This is a genomic window from Bradyrhizobium sp. 157 (assembly GCF_023073815.1).
Taxonomy (GTDB): domain Bacteria; phylum Pseudomonadota; class Alphaproteobacteria; order Rhizobiales; family Xanthobacteraceae; genus Bradyrhizobium.
This window is the reverse complement of the sequence record NZ_JADPKF010000073.1, coordinates 97,612-117,998: the sequence shown is the minus strand read 5'-3', so window position 1 is coordinate 117,998 and position 20,387 is coordinate 97,612. Positions and strand designations below refer to the sequence as shown.

Below are 20,387 nucleotides of genomic sequence, written 5' to 3'. Positions count from 1 at the left end.
GCAGCGTGCTTGCCCCAAATGCGCTTAGTGGAAAGTGCCCTGTGCGAGAGCCTTCAGAGCGTGCCGATAGTGGCGGGACAACATCTCAGCGGCGGCGCGGTCCACGTAGTAGTCGGCGATCCATTGCGCGACCATTGCGCGACGCTCTTCGATGAACTCGTCGAACAGCCGATTGGCGGCAATCGCTTCCAGCTTTTCCCGCCGCAGCCCTTCAATCTGCGAAATCATCGGTGCCTCCTTCAGTTCATCATCGAGCGCTTGATTTCATCGACCATGTTGATCGGTGGAATCTTGTGGCTCGTGATTTGCGTAGTTTCGATCTCGATGACGAAACAGCCGTTCACGACCAAGGTGATCTGAAAGCCGTCATCATCCGAGTGCGGAGGCGCTATGAACACCTCGCAGCTCGTCGAACGTGGATTATCGTCGTTGTCGATTTCGAAGCCGGCGCATCGCAAGCTGTCGCAAAGATTGCTTACTTCATCGTCAGTCATGATCATTCCCTCTTCATGCTGGTTTGAGGTTGGTCAGTCTTTGGAAAGTTTTCCGGAGGCGATAGCCAGCGCGTGACGCAGCTTCATGCCGCTGCGGCGAGGCGACAGCTTCACAATGTATTTCGCGTAATACCTGTGGAGACTGTCAATCGAGAGCGACGTGATCGCCTCGATATCCGGACGCAAGGGCTTCAAGCTTTCCAATTCGATGAACGTTGGCTCGCGATCTTGAACGTCGGTGCTCATAAAAAAACCTCCTGCAGTTAGGCGCTGAGCCGCGCCGTTATGTGCAGGAGCATGCTGGAAAGCGCAGAGACGCTGCAATTACGCAAATACGCAAACGAATACGCAAATACGCAAAACAAAAACGGCGCTGTTGCCAGCGCCGTTCGATAGTGAGGTTCTGTGCGAGAACCTTATTTAAACTTCAACACGATCGCTTTCGCACGGGCGGTCGTGTCGCGCTTCCATGTTTTGAGGTGGTGTTTTTTGCATTCCTTGGCCAGTGCGTCATCGAGCACTGCCACCGAGATATCGGCAACGCCGTTCGGAAATAGCTTGCGATCGACCATCATAAGTTCTGCGCGCTTTTGCCGTCCTAACTTCTGGTCCGTCGCCCAGCGCGGCGGCTTGGCTGTCGGCTTAGGCGGTGCAGTGCGTTCGGGCGGCGGATCATCTGCAGGGGCTTCCGTTTCGTGCCACGCGTTGGCCCATGCCTTCATACCGTCGAATAGTCCGGCCTCATCGGCGCGCTGCAATTGGCGTTGCGCGGCTTTCATTGCTGCGATTGTGCTGTTAGATTTGTTGCCATCCTTGGCCATCGAATTCATCCCTCATGGTCATGGTAGGCCGTTGAAGCGTTTCCCGCGCTTCAGCGGCCGTTTAATTTGCGGCGTGCTTGATATCGATCACGTTGCTTGTGCGGCCTTCAATGATTGCTTCGACATGATCGGCCCAGCGCAGCAGGGCTGATTTGATGTCGCCGCTATAATCGTGACGGTCATAGGTGCGCTGAAGCTTCGGCGGCAGATGGCCGATGACGCGTTCGGCGATGTGCGGCGGAATGCCGATGCGGCCAAGGCCGGTGCGGACGCTGCGCCGGATGTCGTGAAGTGTCCACGGCTCCAACGTGTTGCCGCTTGCGGTGATGCGCGCGTTAAGGGCCAGCGTGCAATAGGACCACGCATTGAAACCCTTCTGGCCGCGCTTGCCGAAAACAAAGTCGCCGCGAAACTGGTTGCGCGGGATCGCCTTCAGGATGGCCTGCGCCGATGGTGGCAGCGTCAATACCAGTCCGTCGCCGTTCTTGGTGCGCTCGGGCGGCAGCGTCATCACGCCGGTTTGCAAATCGATTTCGCTCCATTGCAAATCGCCGATCTCGCCGCGCCGACATCCTGTCAAGGTCAACAGCTTCACGACTTGGCCAAACGTGTCATCCTGAAGATTGGCCCAGATGATTTTCAATTCGTCATCACTCAGCGTGCGCTCGCGTGGCTCGTTGCCCTTGTCGGGAATGAGCGTGCCAGCAACCGGATTGTTTTCAGCCAAGCCCATCGCAATCGACCAAGCGAAGAGGGCGCTTAAAACCGATCGGGCGCGGGCGGCGGCAACGATGCCATGCTCTGCTTTCAAATCTTCCAGCCGCGACGCGATGTCGGCGCGCTTGATGCTGTCGATCGGCATCGAATGCAGCGGCTCGAAGTGCTTGCGAAGATAGCGCACGCTGGCGGCATAGCTCGATGGCCGCAAGTCGCGTTCGACGGCGGCGAGATACTGTTCAACCGTCTTGCCGAGTGTCCGGGTCAGCTTCAACGCTTCGGCCTTGGCGGCGGCCTTGTCGGCGGTCGGGTCTTGGCCAAGCTCGACCTTGGCGAAACGATTCCGCGCGATCGTGCGCGCGTCTTCCGCCTTCACCTTCCTGACGTCGCCTAAGCTCTCGCGGCGCTGTTGCTTGCCAACGCGGAATTGGATGTACCAGCGCCGGGCGATCTCATCGCCGGTCTTGCGAAGCCGCACGCCGAAACCGGGCGTGGTCTCGCACCATTCGAAGTGTTCGAGCTTGCCAGCTGGCAGCGTCAGCGCCGCTGCAGTCTTGTCCGTGAGTTTCATTGTGCTTCCCGTGCTCCGTTGCTGTCGGCGTGGGAAGCGTATGGGGCACAACTCGTGCCCCGATCGTCCGCTTCCTGCCCCGATCAACACGTGCTGTACGCTGCTTCGGGGCCGAAAAACAGGGCTCGTGCGACTTATGCGGCTTCCTGCCCGGATAAACGCCGAGGTTTCAACATCACGGGCAGCACGTGCTTCATGCCGAGAAAGACGCCGACCACGTTGACGTCGAGCACGCGCCGAAAACTCTCCAGCGAATATTCCGGGATCGGCTTGATGTCGCCCTCGATGCCGGCGTTGTTGTAGAGCGCATCAATGGTGCCGAACCTGTCGACGCTGGCGCGGACATATTCCGCGACTTCTTCCTCCCGGGTGACGTCCGCCGCGATCGCGAGCGCTTCGGCCGAGGCCGGCAGGTCCTTGATGGCGGCCGCAAGATCCTGCTCCTTGCGGTCGATCGCGACGATACGGGCGCCGCGCTCGGCCAACAGGCGGATGGTCGCGGTTCCAATGACGCCGGCCGCGCCGGTCACGACGGCAACCCGGCCATCGAGGCGAATTCGATCGGGCATGTCTGAGGTTTCCTCTGGCTCGTCCGGTTATCCCGGATTTTGGTGGTTTTCGCGCGGGGCCGCGCGATCGGGGCCACTATTCCATCTGCAGGCGGGGCTGACTAGATCATGGAGCGATGTTCCGAAAACCGGCTTCCGCCTTTCCGGGCCATGATCGAGTGCGGCGGGAACGGGGCTACCGCCCTTTCCCCGCCGTAATCAGCGTGTTAACCGGGAGGGACGCGAGCGGCGGATAAGTCTGTACTATGTCGCGAGCCCGATTCGCCCTGTTAAAGCCGCGCGAGATGCTTCGAACCATTGCCCTGACCGGTCTTGCGGCCCTGATTGCCGCCACCATGACCTCGCTTGCGCCGCCCTCGCAGGCGCAGATCGGCAATATCTTTTCCGATCCGCCGCTGCGGCCGCCGGGTGCCATTCCCCGCGGCAATCAACAGCAGCAACAATTCCCCGACGACGACGAGGAAGTGCCGGAACTGCCGCGCGGCCGCCTGTTGCCGACGCCAAACCGTCCGCCGCCGGGGCAGGGCGCTCCGCCGCCGGGAAGTTTCCAGTCGCAGCCGCTGGCGCCGCCGCCGGGCACCACCGCCCCTCCGCAGGGGACGCAGCCGGGCGTCGCGGTTCAGCCGCCGCAGCCCGGAGGTCCGGGCGTCGCCAACGCGCCGCCGGGTCAGCGGCAGCCCCCAGCCAAGGGCGTGCCCAATTCGCCGGCGACCCTGCAGCCGGGCGACGAGGTCGTGTCCGAGCCGCCGGCCACCAAGATCACTAACAAGAAGGCGAGCTTCTCCGGCCTCGACAAGATCACCGGCCGCATCATCAATTTCGACGAGGACATCGGCGAGACCGTGCAGTTCGGCGCGCTGCGCGTGAAGACCAGTGCCTGCTACACGCGCCCATCGACGGAAGCTGCCAACACCGACGCGTTCGTTGAGGTCGACGAGATCACGCTGCAAGGCGAGGTGAAGCGGATCTTCTCGGGCTGGATGTTCGCCGCCAGTCCCGGCCTGCACGGCGTCGAGCACCCGGTCTACGACATCTGGCTCACCGACTGCAAAGGCCCTGACCAGACTATCGTCAGCGCGCAGCCCGATCCGGCGAAGTCGGCCGCGCCGCCGCCGGCTGCGAAGCGTCCGCCACCGCCGAAGCAGGCGGCGCCGCGCCCGCCAGGACCGCCACCGCAACCTCAATTCCAGCAGCAGCCGCAGCAGGCCCCCCCGCCGCCTCCGCCGCAGCAGCGGCCGGGCGGGCTGTTTGGTGGGTTGTTCGGGAATTAGGTGTTAAGTGTAGCCCGGATGGAGCGCAGCGAAATCCGGGGCCCTCTCTCCGCGGTGACACCGATCCCGGATTGCGCTTCGCTCCATCCGGGCTACACGCGCATCAGATACCCTTCGCGATAATCGCGAGCGCTTCCGCGCCGCTGATGCTGGGCGGCAATCGCATAAAATCCGCTGGCTCGCCCGCGATCGCCTTGTCGAGCAAGGCGCGATAGCGGCGCCTTGGAATTTCGACCGCTCCAAAACTGCGCAGATGTTCGGTGACATATTGCGTGTCGAGCAGCTCGAACCCGTCTGCGATCAGCCGCGCCACCAGATGCACCAGCGCCACTTTGGAAGCGTCGCGCGCGCGGTGAAACATGCTTTCGCCGAAGAACGCTCGTCCCAGGCTGACACCGTAGAGGCCACCGACGAGATCGCCGTTCTGCCAGACCTCGACGCTGTGGCAATGTCCGAGCTCGTGGAGCCCGAGATAGAGATCGCGGATGCGCTTGTTGATCCAGGTGTCATCGCGGCCCGGCTGCGGCGCCGCGCAGCCCGCGATGACCGCCTTGAAAGCGGTATCGACCGTAACGCTGAAAGTGTCCGAACGCACCGTGCGGGCGAGCCGCGAGGCGATGCGGAAGCCGTCGAGCGGAATGACGCCGCGCATTTCCGGCTCGACCCAGAACAGCGTCGGATCGCCGGCGCTCTCGGCCATCGGGAAGATGCCGCAGGCATAGGCCCGCAGCAGCACTTCGGGCGTGATTTCGGAAACAGCAGACTCGCGCGAGGTCATGTGTCGATGATAGCAGGAGGCAGCGCGCCAGCGCTACGTGCCGAAACGACGACCACGGCCGGACCGCGGGCGGGTTCCTTCCGTCAAAACTCAATCAGATTGGGCCGCGCCGATGCAAATGGTTGGGGAAGCCTGAGCGTTCCTTCGTTCCATGAAACGAAAGAACGCTCCGATCCTTGGACATACTCGAGCCGCGCGGACGTGATCGTTTACGAGTGCAGCGGTCGGATGTTCTGGTTCACGCGGAAGAAATTCGTCGGGTCGTATTTGGCTTTCAAGGCGACGAGACGATCGTAATTGTCACCGTAGGTAGCCCTGAGCCTGCTCTCGTCTCCATCGTCCATCATGAAGTTCACGTAGCCACCGTCAGCCGAGTAGGGATGCACGGCCTCCCAATAGCCCTTGGTCCAGCGGGTGATTTCGCCCGCCTTTTGCGGATTGGGATCGATGCCGGCGATGACCATCGACCAGGTCGCGTCGCGCGTGTTCCAGGCGGTGTCGGTCTTGCCGACGCGACGGACAGCGCCGTCGATCGGATAAAGATGCATGAGCGAGAGCGGGCTCGGCAGTTTCTGTGCCTGGGCGATATGGGCGTCAATCGCTTCGTCAGTCAGTTCTTTCACGAAATCGCCGCGCCAGTACCATTGCAGGCCTTTCGGGAAGAACGGATCGAACATGGACTGGAGGGCCGGATAGGGCATTTCGCCCATCCAGTTGAAGAGCGGCGGGGGCAGTTCAGCGAGCAATTTAGCCATGACCGCCTGGCCGTCTGCTGTCGCGCCATTGTAGCAGCCGATGATGGCGCAGGCGCGCTTACCCTGATGCTCAGCCGGGAACGGGTCTACCGGCGGAACGGTCTTCAACCCGACAAAGGCCCCGAGCTCTTCAGGAGCGCCAGCCAGGAAATCCCTGTACTTCTGCATGATCGTCCGGGCATCTTTGAGATCCCAGAAGATTGGACCGGCATAGACCATGTTCACCGGATGAGCCTGGAACAGGAAGCTCGTGACAATGCCGAAATTACCACCGCCGCCGCGCAGGCCCCAGTAGAGGTCAGCATTCTCAGACTTGTTGGCTGTGACAATGCGACCATCGGCGAGCACGACATCCGCCTCGAGCAGATTGTCGCTGGTGAGGCCATACTTGCGGGTGAGGTATCCGGTGCCGCCGCCGAGCGTGAGGCCGGCAATCCCGGTCGTCGAAACGATGCCGGCCGGCACAGCGAGCCCGTAGATATGCGTGGCGTGGTCTACGTCGCCTTGCGTGCAGCCGGGACCGACGCGGACGGTGCAGGCGGTGGGATTGACCCGCACGCCTTTCATCATCGACATGTCAATCATCAGCCCGTTGTCGACACTGCCAAGGCCCGGCCCGTTGTGCCCGCCTCCACGGATTGCGACCCGGAGATCATTCTGCCTTGCAAAATTGACGGCGGTGACAACGTCAGCGACGTCGATACATCGCGCAATCATCTCGGGACTCTTATCGATCATCCCGTTGTAGAGGCTACGCACGGCGTCATAATCGGCGTCCGTTCGCCTGATGACGGGGCCGCGCATGTTGCCGATGAAGGTTTCAGTGGCCATGGCTTGCATGATCTCCTCCTGTTTCACACACAATGATCGGCCAGTTGGGCTAGGTGGACTTAAGTGGGACTTACGCCGTCCCAACTCCAATCGCTTGAAAGCCAGCTGAACGCTGTCCCCGCGCGAACGACATGGCCAATCCCGGGGAACGGGAGATGGTAGGTCGAGACCATCACCTTCTCGCTTGCGCATCGATCGAGGAAGGCTCGGCGCGTCTTCGCGCCTTGCTCGAGATCTAAGTCGAACCCGCCGCGCCAGTCGGGGTGTTGGAAGGCGACAGCGCGGTTCCCAACAACGTCTGCGGTGCAGAGAATCTGGTTGGAACCGGACGCGATCTGCACAGAGGTGTGCCCCGGCGTGTGCCCGGGCGTGGCTATCGCCGTGATACCCGGGACCACCTCGCCATTTGGCTTCACGGTCCGGATGCGATCCTCGATGGCCGCGAATGTTTTCATGTTCTGGCGATAAAGGCCGCCCCGCCTAGCATCACTTGCGAACGGGTGCTGAGGCTGCAGCCAGAAGTTCAGTTCCGGTTCGCTAATCACATACTCGGCGTTTGGAAAGGTCCGTTCGGTATCACTCGCGTCAGCAACCCCCCACAGGTGATCCGGATGGGCATGTGTGATGAGGATTGTGTCGACCTCCTCCGGTTTGATTTCGGCGGCCGCGAGGTTGTGAAGTAGACGGCCGGCGGTTGGCTGCATCTTTCCCCGGGAGCCTGCGTCGATGAGTACAAGGCGATCGCCCGTATTCACGGCCAACACATTCACCTGCAGCGTAGATTTGTCCGTGGGCTGGAAATCCGACGCAAGGACGGCATCGCGTTCCGCTTTAGGCGCCTCTGGCCAGAGCGCCTCCGCTGGAAAAGCAATTGTGCCGTCGCTCACGACGGTGAGTTGGAATTGCCCGAGACTGAACCGATAGAATCCTGGCGCCTGACTTCTTGAGACTGGTGCGCGAGCTCGGGCACCACCTCCACTTAATGACCCACCAACGAGGCCAACCACAGCGCCCCCGGCAGCTGCAAGGAAATGACGACGATCAAGCGACATCTCATCCTCCCTTGAACGGTGTTGACCGCGGGACGGCAGACTTCGCTAGCGATGCAGGCCGCCCCACAAGAGCAGTCCTACTCGAAATTATGCTTTTTCCTTTAGCACAATGGTGCTCGCACTAAACCTGCTTCGATACTTGCTCTGATCAATTCTTCATCAATGCGTCCGTTAGTTTTGAACGGGAAGGTTGCTAAATTGCACCGCCATCTTGGAGGTGCGGTCCAGACCCGAACCAGAGGCGGAGATTTCTGGACCACGGATGTATGCTGCGGGGCATATGTTCGGATCCTATTGGGGCGTGCTGGCGTCAGGATCACGCGGCAGATCTGGTCTTTGCCTCCGTCGCCTGTCGATCGCTGGCCATTGCCGGCGGGATCTCCGGTCGACGGCGAGCAAGCGCAGGCAAGCAATCCCCGCGTAATGTCCCATTCTCTGCTAAACTTCACAACGGGACTGGCTGGCGGAGCGTCGCGGAATGGACGTCGCGCAGTGGCTTGAAGATCTCGGCCTTTCCAAATATTCGGCGCTGTTCCGCGAGCAGGCCATCGATGCTGACGTGCTGCCGTCGCTCACGGACGCCGACTTCGAGAAGCTTGGTCTGCCGCTCGGACACAGAAAAAAGCTGCTAACAGCGATCGCTGCCCTGGAGGCCGCGCCGTCGTCCACCGCCTCAGTCCGGCGGCCGTCGCTCGCTGAGCGACGCCAACTCACAGTGATGATCGTCGACCTTGTCGGCTCGACGTCTCTTTCCACGCGGCTCGATCCCGAGGACATGCGGGAGACGCTGACCGCCTACCAGGACGCAGTCGCGGGCGAGATCGCACGCTTCGAGGGACACCTTGCCAAGTTCATGGGTGACGGCGTGTTGGCCTACTTCGGCTGGCCGCGCGCGCACGAGGACGAGGCTGAGAGGGCGGTGGCAGCCAGCCTCGCGACCGTCGAGGCCGTGGGCCGTTTGCGGTCCCCAGACGGCCACCCGCTTGCCGCGCGAATTGGGATCGCGACAGGGCTCGTCGTCGTAGGTGATCTTCTCGGCACTGGTGCGGCGCAGGAGGAAGCGGTCGTCGGCGACACCCCGAACCTCGCCGCCCGCCTACAGGCCGTAGCCGGGAGCGGCGAAGTCGTCGTCGCTGAGCAAACACGGCGCCTGCTCGGCGGGCTGTTCGAGCTCGAAGACCTCGGACCATGCGAACTGCGGGGCTTCGGAAAACCGATCAACGCTTGGCGGATCGTCCGCACGGGCGCAGCGGAGAGCCGCTTTGAGGCACTCCACACAGCGGGCCTGAACCCGCTCGTTGGGCGGGAGCAGGAACTGGGACTTCTCCTCGAGCGCTGGCATCTCGCCAAGAATGGCGAGGGTCAGGCGATGCTTCTCGCCGGGGAGGCCGGAATCGGCAAGTCGCGACTCATCGAGGCGCTCCGAGAACGGATCGCCGATGAGCCGCACACTCGAATCTCCCATCGTGCCTTGCCCTACCACGCCAATACTGTGCTCTGGCCATTCATCGACCAGCTTGAACGAGCGGCGGCGTTCGAGCGTGACGACACGCCTCCAATACGGCTCTCCAAGCTCGTATCTTTGCTTGCGCAAGGGACCGACGATCTCACCGAAGCCGTGCCGCTTATCGCGGCTCTCCTCGGCATTCCAACGGACGGTCGATACCCGCCGCTCGACCTCATGCCGCAGACCCAAAAGCGCAAGACACTGGAGGTGCTTCTCGCACAGCTCGAAGGCCTGGCCCAGCGACGGCCGGTTCTCTCAGTGCTTGAGGACGCGCACTGGTTCGATCCAACATCGCTCGAGCTTCTCGAGCTGATCCTAGAGCGGGTCCAGCGCCTGCCGGTGCTCGCAATCATCACGTTCCGGCCGGAGATGACGCCGCCCTGGCCGTCCTTCCCGCACGTAACGGCCTTAACGCTTAATCGCCTTGCGCGCCGGGCAGCGGCAGCTCTTGTCGAGCAAACGTCAGGCGGGCGCCGCCTTTCTCCGGCAGTGGTGAACGAGATTGCCGCGAAGACCGAGGGCGTTCCGCTCTTCATCGAAGAACTCACCAAGACCGTGTTGGAATCGGGCATGCTGCGCAATACGCCCGAGGGTCTCGCGCCGGTCACGTCGCGTGGCGCGCTTGCCATTCCGGCGAGTCTGCAGGACTCCCTGATGGCCCGGCTCGATCACCTGGCTTCGGCCAAGGATCTGGTCCAGGTCGGCGCCGCCATCGGCCGCGAGTTCACCTACGAGCTCCTCGATGCAGTCGCTGGACGAGAACCGGCTGATCTCGACCAGGCGCTCGCCCGGCTCGTGAAGTCAGAGCTCGTCTTTCAGCGCGGCACACCGCCCGAGGCGGTCTATACGTTCAAGCATGCGCTGGTCCAAGACGTCGCCTACGCGTCGCTGCTTAAGAGTCGACGGAGCGAGCTCCACGGCCGGATTGCTGCCATCCTCGAGGCGCGGTTCGCCGACCTTGTCGCGCGTCAGCCCGAACTCCTTGCGCACCATCTCACAGCAGCCGGGCATGCCGATCGGGCGATCGACTTTTGGTTACGGGCCGGACAGCTAGCGGTTGGCCGATCGGCAAACAGGGAGGCGATAAGTCATCTGACCACGGCCCTTGAGATGCTCGAGAACCGCCCGCCCACCGATGAGCAGTTGTGCCGCGAGCTCGAGGTGCAGATTGCACTGGGTCCCCCGCTGACCGCAACCAAGGGCTTTGCCGCTCCCGAGGTCGAAACGGCGCACGTCAGAGCGGAGCACCTGGCGCGACGGTACGGACACCGTCGCCATCTCGCCAGAGCGTTGCGCGGCCTGTGCTATGTGAATCACGTACGCGGTCACATCCAGCGCACGAGTGAGCTGTGCTCCGAGCTCGTCGACCTGGCCGAGCAAGGCGAGGATCCCGTGATGCAGGCCGACGCGCACAATGCCCTGGCGTTCAATCTATTCCACCAGGGCGAGCACCGATCGGCGCGCGAGCACTTGGAGATTAGCAGTGCAAAGATCGTGCAGGCTGGCGATCCTGCCAATGCCTTGTCGCGCGGCGTCAACATCCACGTCTTCGGCCGCGCCTATAGGGCTCATGTCGACTGGCATCTTGGGTTCGCGGACACCGCGCTTCGGTCGATGCAGGATGCAATCGATCTGGCCCATCGACTCGTCCACCCGTTTAGCTTGGCGGTGGCACTCGCCTACGCGGCGATGCTTCACCAGTTCCGTCGCGAGCCGACGGAAGTCCGCGCTCGTGCCGAAGCGGCTCGCTCAATCTGCACGGAACACGGGTTCAGCTACTATGAGGCCTGGGCCGCGATCATGACCGGCTGGGCCGTCGCCGAGGAGGGCGACGTCGAGGATGGTATCGAACGCGTTCGCGTCGGTGTGCGGGACCTGCGGGCCACCGGTGCTGAGCTGCGTTTGCCGCACTATTTGGGGATCCTTGCTGACCTTTACCGCCGAGCGCAACGGCTTGAGGACGCGATCGTCAATCTCGCCGAGGCCCGCGCTGTCGCAGAGCGCAATGAGGAGCACTGGGCCGACGCCAGTCTGCACGTTCTCGAGGGCAATCTCGCTCTGGCAAACGGTGACCAAGCGGAGGCGGAACGCTGCTTTCGGCGCGCCATGGAGAGCGCGCAAGCCCAAAGTGCCCGCGCGCTTCTCCTGCGGGCCAGTACAAGGCTCGCGCGGCTTCTGGCGGCGGGTGATCGAAAAGAGCAAGCCTATGATGAACTCGCCGATATCTATGGCTCGTTCACCGAGGGCTTCGAAACCGTCGATCACCGTGAGGCCAGAGCCTTGCTCGATGGCATTTGACAGCGTCTGGAAAAAGCACGCGAAGGTCGTGTGGCAAGCCGTTTGGTGGTACGGATCGAGTCTAATCCTCGTAACCGAATAGTTTGGCCGGGTTGGTGACCAGGATCCGCTTCAGCTCCGCTTCATCGGCCACGTAGCGGTAGAGTAGTTCGAGCAGGTCGGCATCGTTGGGCGGCTGCACCACCGAGACCGGGTGCGGCCAGTCGCTGGCCCAGACGCAACGGTCGGGCGCCGCCTCGATATAGGCGCGCGCGATCGGAATGACGTCGTCCCAGGGCGGGCCGTTCTTCGAGGTCTTTTCGCCGAGCGACAGCATCACCCAGAAATTGCCCTTCGACAGGAGCTCCAGCATCTTCCGCAAGTTCGGGTCGTCCTTGCCGCGGGTCGGGTCAGGGCGTGCCATGTGATCGATCAGCACCGGCACGTCGAGATTTTCGTACTTGGCGACGCTGGAGACGATGCCGTCTTTCTCCGGCTGAATTTTTGCGTACCAGCCGAGTTCGCGAATCTTCGCGATGGCGCGGGCAAAATCCCTGTCCGAGAGCACCGCGCCGAGTTCCTGCCGGAAGCTGAAACGGGCGCCGCGAACACCAGCATCGTGCAGCTTGGCGAGATAGGCGTCATCGGCTTCGGCAAACACCAGCGCATTGGCGCAGCCGCGATAGTTCGGTCCCATCGCCGCGAGGCCGTCGAGCACCACCGAATGATCGGCGCCATAGGTCGTGGTCTGCACGATGATGCCGCGCTCGATGCCGAGCGCCTTGTGGACGCGAAGCGCAGCCTCCCAAGTCGCGGTCGGCATCTGGTAGGCGGCACCCGGACGCACCGGATATTTTTCCAGCGGCCCCAGTACGTGAAACTGGCTGTCGATGCTCTTAGGCGGCGGCAGTTTTGAGGGGCGGCGCGGGTTCGGATCGAACGGAAGATAGGTCGGCATCTCGGTTTTCCTTGTCTGATCGCGGTCAGTCGATCACGGCAGTGAAATCGCATTGCACGAGCGCGCCATTCTCCATGTCCATCTGCAATGCATGGCGGGCGGGGCGAGAGTGCTCGTCGGGAAACATCTTCAGCCATTCGGTATTGACCGGCGCGCGCTGCTTGCGGTCCTGCAGCCATACCGTCATCTTGATGATGTCATCGGTCGTGCCGCCGCCGGCTTCCACGATTGCCTTTATATGCGCGAACATGTTGGCGCACTGGTCCTCGATGCGTTCGGGCATCGCGCCGGTCGCGGGATCACGGCCGAGGATGACGCCGGACATCAGGAGATTGCCGATGCGGCAGGCGTTCGGAATGGGATTGGCGTGCTTGAATTCGCCGATATGAATGCTCTTGCGCCTTGTCATCGCTGCTCTCCCTTCGGGATGCTTCTCGTTCAGACGAACTGGCAGGATACCGAACCGAACCGGCCGTAATCGGCATGAAACGTGTCGCCCTTGATGATCTCGACCGGGCGCGTAAACGATCCGGCCAGCACCACTTCACCGGCTTCGAGATATTCGCCTTGGGCAGCCAGCCGGTCGGCGAGCCAGGCCACGCCGTTGGCGGGGTGATTGAGCACGCCCGCGGCGATGCCGGTCTCCTCGATCTGGCCGTTGCGGAATAGAAGCGCGCCGATCCAGCGCAGGTCGGCGTCGAGCGGGCGAATGGGCCGGCCACCGACGACCAGTGCGGCATTCGCGGCATTGTCGGAGATCGTATCCATCACCTTGCGCGGCGCCTTCGTCTCGGGATCGACGCGATGCATCCGGGTTTCCAGGATTTCGAGCGCCGGCGTGACGTAATCGGTCGCGTTGAGCACGTCGAACAGCGTGCAATCCGGTCCCTTCAACGGCGCCTTCAGCATGAAGGCCAACTCAACCTCGATACGGGGAGCACGGAAACGATCGAACGGGATCGGCGACGCGTCGGGATAGAACATGTCGGCGAACAGCACGCCGTAATCCGGCTCGGAAATACCGACGGCGTTTTGCATCGCTTTCGATGTCAGGCCGATCTTGTGGCCCCTGACGATGCGGCCGCGGGATAGCTGCAACTTGGTCCAGGCGCGCTGAATGGCGTAGGCGTCCTCGATCGTGAGATCCGGGTGCTCGCGGGTGAACGCAGGGATCAGCGACTTGCTGCGTTCGGCGTCATCGAGGCGCTGCGCCAGCCGTTCGACGGTTTGTTGATCGAGCATCTTCTATTGCTCCGCCGCCACGGTGTTGCGAAGGATGCCGATCTTTCCGGACTCGACCTCGACGACGTCGCCGACCTTGAGCCAGCGCGGCGGCGTGAATCGGGCGCCAGCCCCGGTCGGGGTACCGGTCGCGATCATGTCGCCGGGTCTTAAGGTGGCAAAGGTCGAGAGGTAGGCGATCAGGTAATCGAACGGGAACATCAGTCGCTCGGTGGAGTCGCTCTGGCGTACCTCGCCGTTGACACGGGTGATGATGTCGTGGGGGCCGCGCGGATCGCATTCGTCTGACGTGACGATCCACGGCCCGATGCTGCCCGAGCGGTCAAAATTCTTGCCTTGGGTGACGTTGAACTTGCCGTGGTGCAGCCAGTCGCGAACGCTGCCCTCGTTGCACAGCGTCATGCCGAATATGTGCTCCCATGCACGCTCGCGGGGAATGTGCCGGCCTTCCTTGCCGATCACGATCACAAGCTCGCCCTCGTAATCGAGCTGTTCGGAGACCTTCGGCTTCTCGATCGGCTGATCGGATCCGACGACGGAGGAGGGGTTGCGGACGAACAGGCTCGGATATTTCGGCAGGTCCGAGTTATCCTTGTACTCGGCGTTGCGGTCTTTGTAGTTGACGCCGATGCACCAGAGCTTTTCCGGAGCCGGGATCGGCGGCAGCAGCGTGATGTCCTCGAGTGCATAGTCCGGCTTCTGTCCGGCAATCGCCTGACGCGCGATATCCAGTCCGCCTACGGCGATCAGCGCCCGCAGGTCGGCAAAGTTCGTTCGTTCGGTCAGGTCGACGACCCCGCCGGGGATGCTGGCGCCAAAGCGCGGCTTGCCGTTTGCTAGATAGCTTACAAGATGCATGCGATCGGTCTCCGGATCAGCGCGGCGCGCGATGGCGCGGCACGCTTCAGGATTCAGTCTTCGAAGTCTGAAACACGGGTTTCAGGGTGACGATCTCGCCGAGCTTGGCGTAACGCGGACCGGCGATGCGGGCGATCGGGTCGAGCGCCTCGGTCTCGATCTTGCCGTTATTCAAAAGGCCATCCCTGATGTGGAAGACCAGCACTTCGCCGACGATGAGCCGGCTGCGGGTCTCGCCGAATTCGAGGCATTGGCGGAAGCGGCATTCCATCGCAATCGGCGCGGCCGCGAGATGAGGCACCTTGATTCGCTCTCCCGGCAGCGTCGAAAGCCGCAATTCCTCGACTTCGCTGACGTCGGACGGATGTTCGGTGGAGCTCTCATGCACCGCGGTCATCAGGCTGGAATCTGCGATGTGAACGACGTATTCCTCGTTGTTGAGGATGTTCTGCGCCGTATCCTTGTAGATTCCACCCTTGCGGCCGACGCTGATGGCCAGCATCGGGGGCTTCGGGGAGACGAACGTAAAGGCAGAGAACGGGGCGAGGTTGAGCACGCCGCCGCTCGACAGGCTGGTTACCCAGGCAATCGGACGGGGCACGACAACGCCCGTGATCAGCCGGTAAGCCGTTTCAGCATCGAGATATGCAGGATCGATCAGCATCGCGATGCGCTTCAATCAGCCTTGATGTTCGCCTTGCGTACGACGGGAATCCACTTGGCGTCCTCGCGTTCGAGGTAGCTCGTGAACTCTGCCGGCGTCATAGATACGGCCTCGGCGCCAAGCGCGTTGAATTTCTGAACGATCGCGGGATCTTTCAGGATCTCTGCGAGAGTATCGTGGAGCTTGGTCACGATCTCGGCCGGCGTACCAGCCGGCGCGAACAGGCCGGTAAAAGTCTGGCCGTCGAATTCCTTGTAGCCGAGTTCAGTGAAGGTCGGGACATCGGGCAGCCAGGAGGCACGGTGGCTGCCGGTGACGGCGAGCGCACGCAGCATACCGCTCTTGATCGAAGGCAATCCGACGGAGATCTGGTCCAGCGCAAACTGCACCTGTCCGCCGATGAGGTCGTTGAGAGCGGGCGCGTTGCCTCGGTAATGCACCGTCAGCCATTGCAGGCCCAGTGTCGACTGCATCAGTTCGCTCAGCAGATGGTTGGTGGTGCCCTGGCCGGGCGAGGCCATCGTCAGCTTGCCCGGATCGCGGCGCGCGAGCTCGATGAACTCCTTCAGATCCTTGGCCTTCACCGACGGATGCACTTCGAGCACCAGCGGCGTCATCGAGATCGAAGTGATGGGAACGAAGTCCCGCTTCCAGTTGTAGGCCTCACGCTTGGCGATCTCGGGTGCGAACAGCACCGGACCATTGGCGCCGACGAACAAGGCATAGCCGTCGGGCGGCGTTTTCGCGAACGCCTCGCCGGCGATCAGTCCGCCGGCACCGGCCTTGTTTTCCACGATGAACGGCTGGCCGAGCTTCGCCTGCAGCCTGTCGGCGATGACGCGCGCAGCGCCATCGACATTGCCGCCTGCCGGGTAAGGGACGATCAGCTTGACCTGACGCGCCGGCCATTGCTGGGCGTCTGCCGGTGTGTTCAACGCTGCCGTGAACAGCGCCGACAGAGCGACGCCTGCGATCGCGAAAAGTTTCATCGCATCCTCCCGAAAAGCGGCACATCTACCGCTACATTCTTGTTTTGCGCGAGCGCCGTCCGAGCGGCATGCGCATGTATTGTTCCGCGCCGCGATCTTGCGCGCAGCCCTTCCGCTGTCGACCAAATTGTGGTGTTTTTGTCCACATTGTGGACAGCGGGCAAGACGTATGACGAACGGTCGGTTAAAGGCACGAGGGCCGCTACAGGGTGGGCAGGCGATCCGCCGCGCGTTGGCCGTGCTGCGGACGCTCGCGGTTGGCGGGGAACGAGGCGTACCGCTGGCTGAAGTCGTGCAGGCGACCTCGCTCGCGCGCCCTACGGTACATCGCATCGTGCATGTGCTGATCGAGGAGGGGATCGTCGAGCGCAGCGAGCGGACGGGAAATTATGTCGTTGGGCGCCAGGTGCCCGAACTGGCGCTGGCGCGTCCGTCGCGCTCGCCACTGTTGATTGCGGCCGAGCCGCATCTGGCGGCGGCGTCGGCGAAACTTGGCGATACCTTGTTTCTCACGGTACGCACCGGCCTCGATACGCTTTGCGTGGCGCGCCGCATCGGCAGCTATCCGATCCAGGTCTTGTCGATCGAGGTCGGTGTACGCCGTCCCCTGGGCGTCAGCAGCGCTGGAGTGGCGATCCTGGCCGCCATGCCGTCAGCGGAGGCGCGCAAGATCGTGCTCGCCAACGAAACAAGATTTGGTGCTTACCGGACGGATACGGCCACCGTGCTCGGCCAGATCCAGCTCGCGCGGCGCCGAGGTTACAATCTGCGCGATGTCGGCCTCGTGCAGGGCACGAAGTCACTTTCTGCCTGGATCCGCACGCCGGACGGCCAGCCAGCCGCCGCGATTACGCTCTCCGCCATCCGCAACAGGTTGAGCCCGCGTCGTGCGATCGAGGTGGCGGACGTTCTCATCTCGGCTGCGCGCGCGATCGAAGCGGCGATGGCTAGGAATTAGCCTAACTCGCCGCGGCGTTGTTCGACTTCGGCGCCGCTGCCGCGACGCGGCGGAAGCGCAGTACGATCCTGGTGCCGTGGTGGTTGGGATCGCGCTCGGCACTGGCATCCAGTTTGGCGGCCATGGCGCTCACGATGCGTTGTCCCATGCCGGTGGAACGCGGGTCTGACTTGGCGTTGAGGCCGACGCCGTCGTCCGCGATCGAGACCACGAGGTCTTCGCCGTCGGGCTTGAGCTCGACGTGAATGGGACCGGCGCCATCGGGATAGGCGTATTTGACGGCGTTCATCACCAGTTCGTTGACGATGATGCCGATCGCCACCGCGCGGTCCGGGTCGATCTCGATCGGTTCGGCCTTGAGCGTCAGCCGCGACATCTTGTTGCCCTCGGCCGAACGGCGGAGATCTTCCAGCAGAGCTTCGAGATACTGGTTCAAGAGCACGCTCTTGAGATCGTGCGAAGTATAGAGACGACGGTGGACCTGGGCGACCGCGGCGACGCGGCCCATCGCATTGGTCAGCGCCGCCTTGACGTCCTCCTGGGTCGCCGAATTGGCCTGCAGGTGCAGCAGCGAGGCGATGATCTGCAAGGAGTTGCCGACGCGGTGGTTGACTTCGCGCAGCAGCACTTCACGTTCGGCGGCGAGCGCCGCATAGCGGTCGCGTGAGGCGTGAACCTCCGCTTCGGCCTCGTCGCGGGCCCGTTGAAGCTCGGCCTGCCTGAGCGCGCCGTCGATCGCGACCTGAAGCAGCGGAATGAAATCGCCCCTGACGTCCTTGACGAGATAGTCGGCGGCGCCGGCCTTCAGCGCCGTGACAGCAATCGCCGAATCCTGCGCGGCCGTGACAAACACCACCGGCGGAGCGTCCGGTATCGCCATGATCCGTTCCAGCGTTTCGAGGCCGTCGAGACCCGGCATGAACTGGTCGAGCGCAATCACGTCGATGCCGCCTTGCGCCAGCCGCGCCAGCCCCTCTTCGCCGCCCGCCGCGTGCACGACCTTGAAGCCTGCCCGCGTCAGGCCGCGGTCGACCAGCCGGGCGAGGCCGGCGTCGTCGTCGATATAGAGCAGTGTCGGCGTTGCGGGTTTCATGTGGCGGCCGGAGGGACCTGAATAACGGAGAAGAACAGACCGAGCTGGCGAATGGCGTTGGCGAAGCTTTCGTAGTTCACGGGCTTGGTGATGTAGACGTTGCAACCGAGTTCGTAGCAGCGCTTGATCTCGTAGGAGTCGTCGGTCGTAGTCAGCACCACGACCGGCGTGGTCTTGAGATACTGGTTTTCCTTCACCCGCTTCAGAATGTCGATGCCGGACGTATCGGGCAAGTTGAGATCGAGCAGAATCAGGAGCGCGCCGCCCTTGTGGTCGAGGCCCGTCCCGTCCTTGCCGAACAGATAGTTCAGCGCTTCTGTACCGCTGGTGAACGGTATTATCTCGTTGTTGACGCCGGATCGGCGGATATTCCGTTCGATCAGGCGAGCATGGCCCTCGTCGTCCTCAATCATGATGATGGTGACTGGATTACTCATGTCCGTATATTCCGGTTACCCGCTGGCCAATTAATAGGCAGCGTGATCGTGAACGTGCTGCCCTGGTGAAGTTCCGATGCGACCGACATGGTTCCTCCCAAGCGGCGCACCAATGCGCGGACATGGGCAAGCCCGATGCCTTGTCCCGGCTTGTCCTGGGTTCCCGCGCGGCGGAACAAATCGAAAATGCGCTGATGGTCCTTAGGATCGATGCCGCGGCCATTGTCTGTTATCTCGAAAACCGCAAAGCCGAGCTTGGTGCGGCCGCGAACCGTGATTTCGCCGGGGACGCCGGTCTTGAGATATTTGAGCGCATTGTCGATCAGATTGGAGAATATCTGCTCCAGCGCAAGGCGATCGCTGACGATATTCGGCAATGCGTCGATCCGGATCTCGGCCTGGGCTTCCGCGGCCTGGTGCGCCACGGTCGCCACAATGCCTTCGATCAGCTCTTTGGTATTGATCCAGACCGGCTCGAACTCGCGCCGCCCCTCGCGGGTGAGATTGAGAATCGCCGATATCAGCCGATCCATCTTGCCGATCGACGATTTAATGAAGGCGAGCGCCTCGGAGAAATCCTCTGAGAGCTTCCTGTCGGGACCTTCGAGTACGGGCTCGGCGGTATCGGTGGCATTTTCCGGGGCGGGCGGCGCTTCGGATTGCGCGCGGGAAAGTGCTGCGATCCGTTTGAAGATGTCCCCGCGCAATTCCTCGAGCTCGCTGGTGAAGCCCATGATGTTCACCAGCGGTGAGCGCAGATCGTGGCTGACGATATAGGCGAAGCGCTGGATCTCGTCATTGGCCTCGCGCAGGTCCGCCGTGCGCTCGTCGATGGTGTTTTCGAGATTGAGATTGCTGTCGCGCAATTGCGTCTCGGCCTCGTCGCGGGCGCGCGATGAGCGTCGCACCAGAAAGATCGAAATTCCGGCGAGCGCGATCACGAGGCCAGATCCCGCCACCGTCACCAGCGAGGCCAACTGCTGAGTGCGATCTGCGGTTGCAGTGCGTGCCAGAAACAGCCGGTCTTCCTCGGCCCGCATAGCCTGTGCGACATCGTGGATGATCGTGCTCGTATCGCCGGCAGCCGCTTCGCGCACCAGGGCGGTAGCACTCTGCGGATCGCCCTGCTTGACGAAAGTCATCTCTTTGGCGAACTGGCTGAGCCGGGTCTCGATCGCTGGCCGCAGCTTCTTTAAGTGTTCGACCTGGGCGGCGTTGTCGCTCGTCGATCGCTCCACCTTTTCGAAATAGGGCAGGACATTGGACACTGCAGAATCGTGGTCGCGAAGAAACTCCGGTCCCGAGGTCAAGAGATAGCCGCGGGCGCCGCTTTCGGCTCGCCGTATTTCCAAAAGCAGGGCATTGAGGTGATTCTGCACCTCAATGGTGTGAACTACCGAAGCGTTGGCCTTCCGCGCTTCGTTGACGAGCATGACGGAGGCGGCGCTGACGGCTACCAGCACCAACAATGCCGCCGCGAGCAGCAGAATTTGTCCCATGGCGCGCCGGCGCTGAGCATCAGCGGTCACAAGATCTCGGTACATA

The 20,387-nt window shown here is 62.5% G+C and carries 21 protein-coding genes; 3 read left to right on the top strand and 18 right to left on the bottom strand.

Annotated elements, in window-relative coordinates; translation table 11 throughout:
- Nucleotides 1-24: 24 nt before the first annotated feature.
- The 6 genes from IVA95_RS16325 to IVA95_RS16300 all read right to left on the bottom strand — a co-directional run bounded on the left by IVA95_RS16325 (nt 25) and on the right by IVA95_RS16300 (nt 3,172).
- Complete coding sequence (locus IVA95_RS16325) at nt 25-228, bottom strand: hypothetical protein (RefSeq protein ID WP_247511390.1); 204 nt, start codon at nt 226-228, stop codon at nt 25-27.
- 11 nt (nt 229-239) lie between these two features.
- Entirely contained in the window at nt 240-494 is a 255-nt protein-coding gene (locus tag IVA95_RS16320) for a hypothetical protein (RefSeq protein ID WP_247511389.1), read from the bottom strand.
- A 33-nt stretch (nt 495-527) separates the two neighbouring features.
- Entirely contained in the window at nt 528-740 is a 213-nt protein-coding gene (locus IVA95_RS16315; RefSeq protein WP_247511388.1) for a hypothetical protein, read from the bottom strand.
- 170 nt (nt 741-910) lie between these two features.
- The gene (locus IVA95_RS16310) at nt 911-1,315 is read right to left on the bottom strand and encodes a hypothetical protein (RefSeq protein ID WP_247511387.1); all 405 of its coding nucleotides are present in this window, start codon (nt 1,313-1,315) and stop codon (nt 911-913) included.
- Between the two features lie 61 nt (nt 1,316-1,376).
- Nucleotides 1,377-2,603, bottom strand: a complete 1,227-nt coding sequence (locus IVA95_RS16305) for a tyrosine-type recombinase/integrase (RefSeq protein ID WP_247511386.1) — start codon at nt 2,601-2,603, stop codon at nt 1,377-1,379.
- 134 nt (nt 2,604-2,737) lie between these two features.
- Nucleotides 2,738-3,172, bottom strand: a complete 435-nt coding sequence (locus tag IVA95_RS16300; protein ID WP_247511385.1) for an SDR family NAD(P)-dependent oxidoreductase — start codon at nt 3,170-3,172, stop codon at nt 2,738-2,740.
- Between the two features lie 245 nt (nt 3,173-3,417).
- Between IVA95_RS16300 and IVA95_RS16295 the strand changes: the two genes are divergently transcribed.
- Entirely contained in the window at nt 3,418-4,443 is a 1,026-nt protein-coding gene (locus IVA95_RS16295; RefSeq protein ID WP_247511384.1) for a DUF2155 domain-containing protein, read from the top strand.
- A 103-nt stretch (nt 4,444-4,546) separates the two neighbouring features.
- Here the strand turns inward: IVA95_RS16295 and aat are convergent, their stop codons facing one another.
- From aat to IVA95_RS16280, 3 genes are all read right to left on the bottom strand, one after another.
- Nucleotides 4,547-5,221 (bottom strand): leucyl/phenylalanyl-tRNA--protein transferase, encoded by a 675-nt coding sequence (gene aat, locus IVA95_RS16290; protein WP_247511383.1) that lies wholly within the window; start codon nt 5,219-5,221, stop codon nt 4,547-4,549.
- Between the two features lie 209 nt (nt 5,222-5,430).
- Nucleotides 5,431-6,816: an FAD-binding protein gene (locus IVA95_RS16285; protein WP_247511382.1), complete on the bottom strand. Its 1,386-nt coding sequence runs from the start codon at nt 6,814-6,816 to the stop codon at nt 5,431-5,433.
- A gap of 50 nt (nt 6,817-6,866) precedes the next feature.
- Nucleotides 6,867-7,694 carry an MBL fold metallo-hydrolase gene (locus IVA95_RS16280; RefSeq protein ID WP_247511381.1) on the bottom strand — a complete coding sequence of 276 codons (828 nt, stop codon included), beginning with the start codon at nt 7,692-7,694 and terminating at the stop codon, nt 6,867-6,869.
- 643 nt (nt 7,695-8,337) lie between these two features.
- Here IVA95_RS16280 and IVA95_RS16275 point away from each other — a divergent pair.
- A complete protein-coding gene (locus IVA95_RS16275) occupies nt 8,338-11,664 on the top strand; it encodes an adenylate/guanylate cyclase domain-containing protein (protein ID WP_247511380.1) in 3,327 nt (1,108 codons plus the stop codon).
- A gap of 61 nt (nt 11,665-11,725) precedes the next feature.
- Here the strand turns inward: IVA95_RS16275 and IVA95_RS16270 are convergent, their stop codons facing one another.
- Genes IVA95_RS16270 through IVA95_RS16245 form a run of 6 tightly spaced genes read right to left on the bottom strand, consistent with a single transcriptional unit; the run spans nt 11,726 to nt 16,354 of the window.
- Nucleotides 11,726-12,601: an amidohydrolase family protein gene (locus IVA95_RS16270; RefSeq protein ID WP_247511379.1), complete on the bottom strand. Its 876-nt coding sequence runs from the start codon at nt 12,599-12,601 to the stop codon at nt 11,726-11,728.
- A 25-nt stretch (nt 12,602-12,626) separates the two neighbouring features.
- A complete protein-coding gene (locus tag IVA95_RS16265) occupies nt 12,627-13,010 on the bottom strand; it encodes a RidA family protein (protein WP_247511378.1) in 384 nt (127 codons plus the stop codon).
- A gap of 29 nt (nt 13,011-13,039) precedes the next feature.
- Nucleotides 13,040-13,843: a 2-oxo-hept-4-ene-1,7-dioate hydratase gene (hpaH, locus tag IVA95_RS16260; RefSeq protein ID WP_247511377.1), complete on the bottom strand. Its 804-nt coding sequence runs from the start codon at nt 13,841-13,843 to the stop codon at nt 13,040-13,042.
- A gap of 3 nt (nt 13,844-13,846) precedes the next feature.
- Nucleotides 13,847-14,701, bottom strand: a complete 855-nt coding sequence (locus IVA95_RS16255) for a fumarylacetoacetate hydrolase family protein (protein WP_247511376.1) — start codon at nt 14,699-14,701, stop codon at nt 13,847-13,849.
- 46 nt (nt 14,702-14,747) lie between these two features.
- Entirely contained in the window at nt 14,748-15,365 is a 618-nt protein-coding gene (locus tag IVA95_RS16250; RefSeq protein WP_247511375.1) for a flavin reductase family protein, read from the bottom strand.
- Nucleotides 15,366-15,376: 11 nt separating this feature from the next.
- Complete coding sequence (locus IVA95_RS16245) at nt 15,377-16,354, bottom strand: tripartite tricarboxylate transporter substrate binding protein (protein WP_247511374.1); 978 nt, start codon at nt 16,352-16,354, stop codon at nt 15,377-15,379.
- 169 nt (nt 16,355-16,523) lie between these two features.
- On the opposite strand from IVA95_RS16245, the gene IVA95_RS16240 reads away from it, so the two are divergent.
- Nucleotides 16,524-17,312, top strand: coding sequence for an IclR family transcriptional regulator (locus IVA95_RS16240; RefSeq protein ID WP_247511373.1), 789 nt, complete (start codon nt 16,524-16,526; stop codon nt 17,310-17,312).
- 1 nt (nt 17,313) lies between these two features.
- On the opposite strand, the gene IVA95_RS16235 is transcribed toward IVA95_RS16240, so the two are convergent.
- Genes IVA95_RS16235 through IVA95_RS16225 form a run of 3 tightly spaced genes read right to left on the bottom strand, consistent with a single transcriptional unit; the run spans nt 17,314 to nt 20,371 of the window.
- Nucleotides 17,314-18,405 carry a histidine kinase dimerization/phosphoacceptor domain -containing protein gene (locus IVA95_RS16235; protein ID WP_247511372.1) on the bottom strand — a complete coding sequence of 364 codons (1,092 nt, stop codon included), beginning with the start codon at nt 18,403-18,405 and terminating at the stop codon, nt 17,314-17,316.
- Nucleotides 18,402-18,842 carry a response regulator gene (locus tag IVA95_RS16230; protein ID WP_213247449.1) on the bottom strand — a complete coding sequence of 147 codons (441 nt, stop codon included), beginning with the start codon at nt 18,840-18,842 and terminating at the stop codon, nt 18,402-18,404. The genes IVA95_RS16235 and IVA95_RS16230 overlap by 4 nt, the downstream gene beginning before the upstream one ends.
- Entirely contained in the window at nt 18,839-20,371 is a 1,533-nt protein-coding gene (locus tag IVA95_RS16225) for a CHASE3 domain-containing protein (RefSeq protein WP_247511371.1), read from the bottom strand. The genes IVA95_RS16230 and IVA95_RS16225 overlap by 4 nt, the downstream gene beginning before the upstream one ends.
- Nucleotides 20,372-20,387 lie beyond the last annotated feature (16 nt).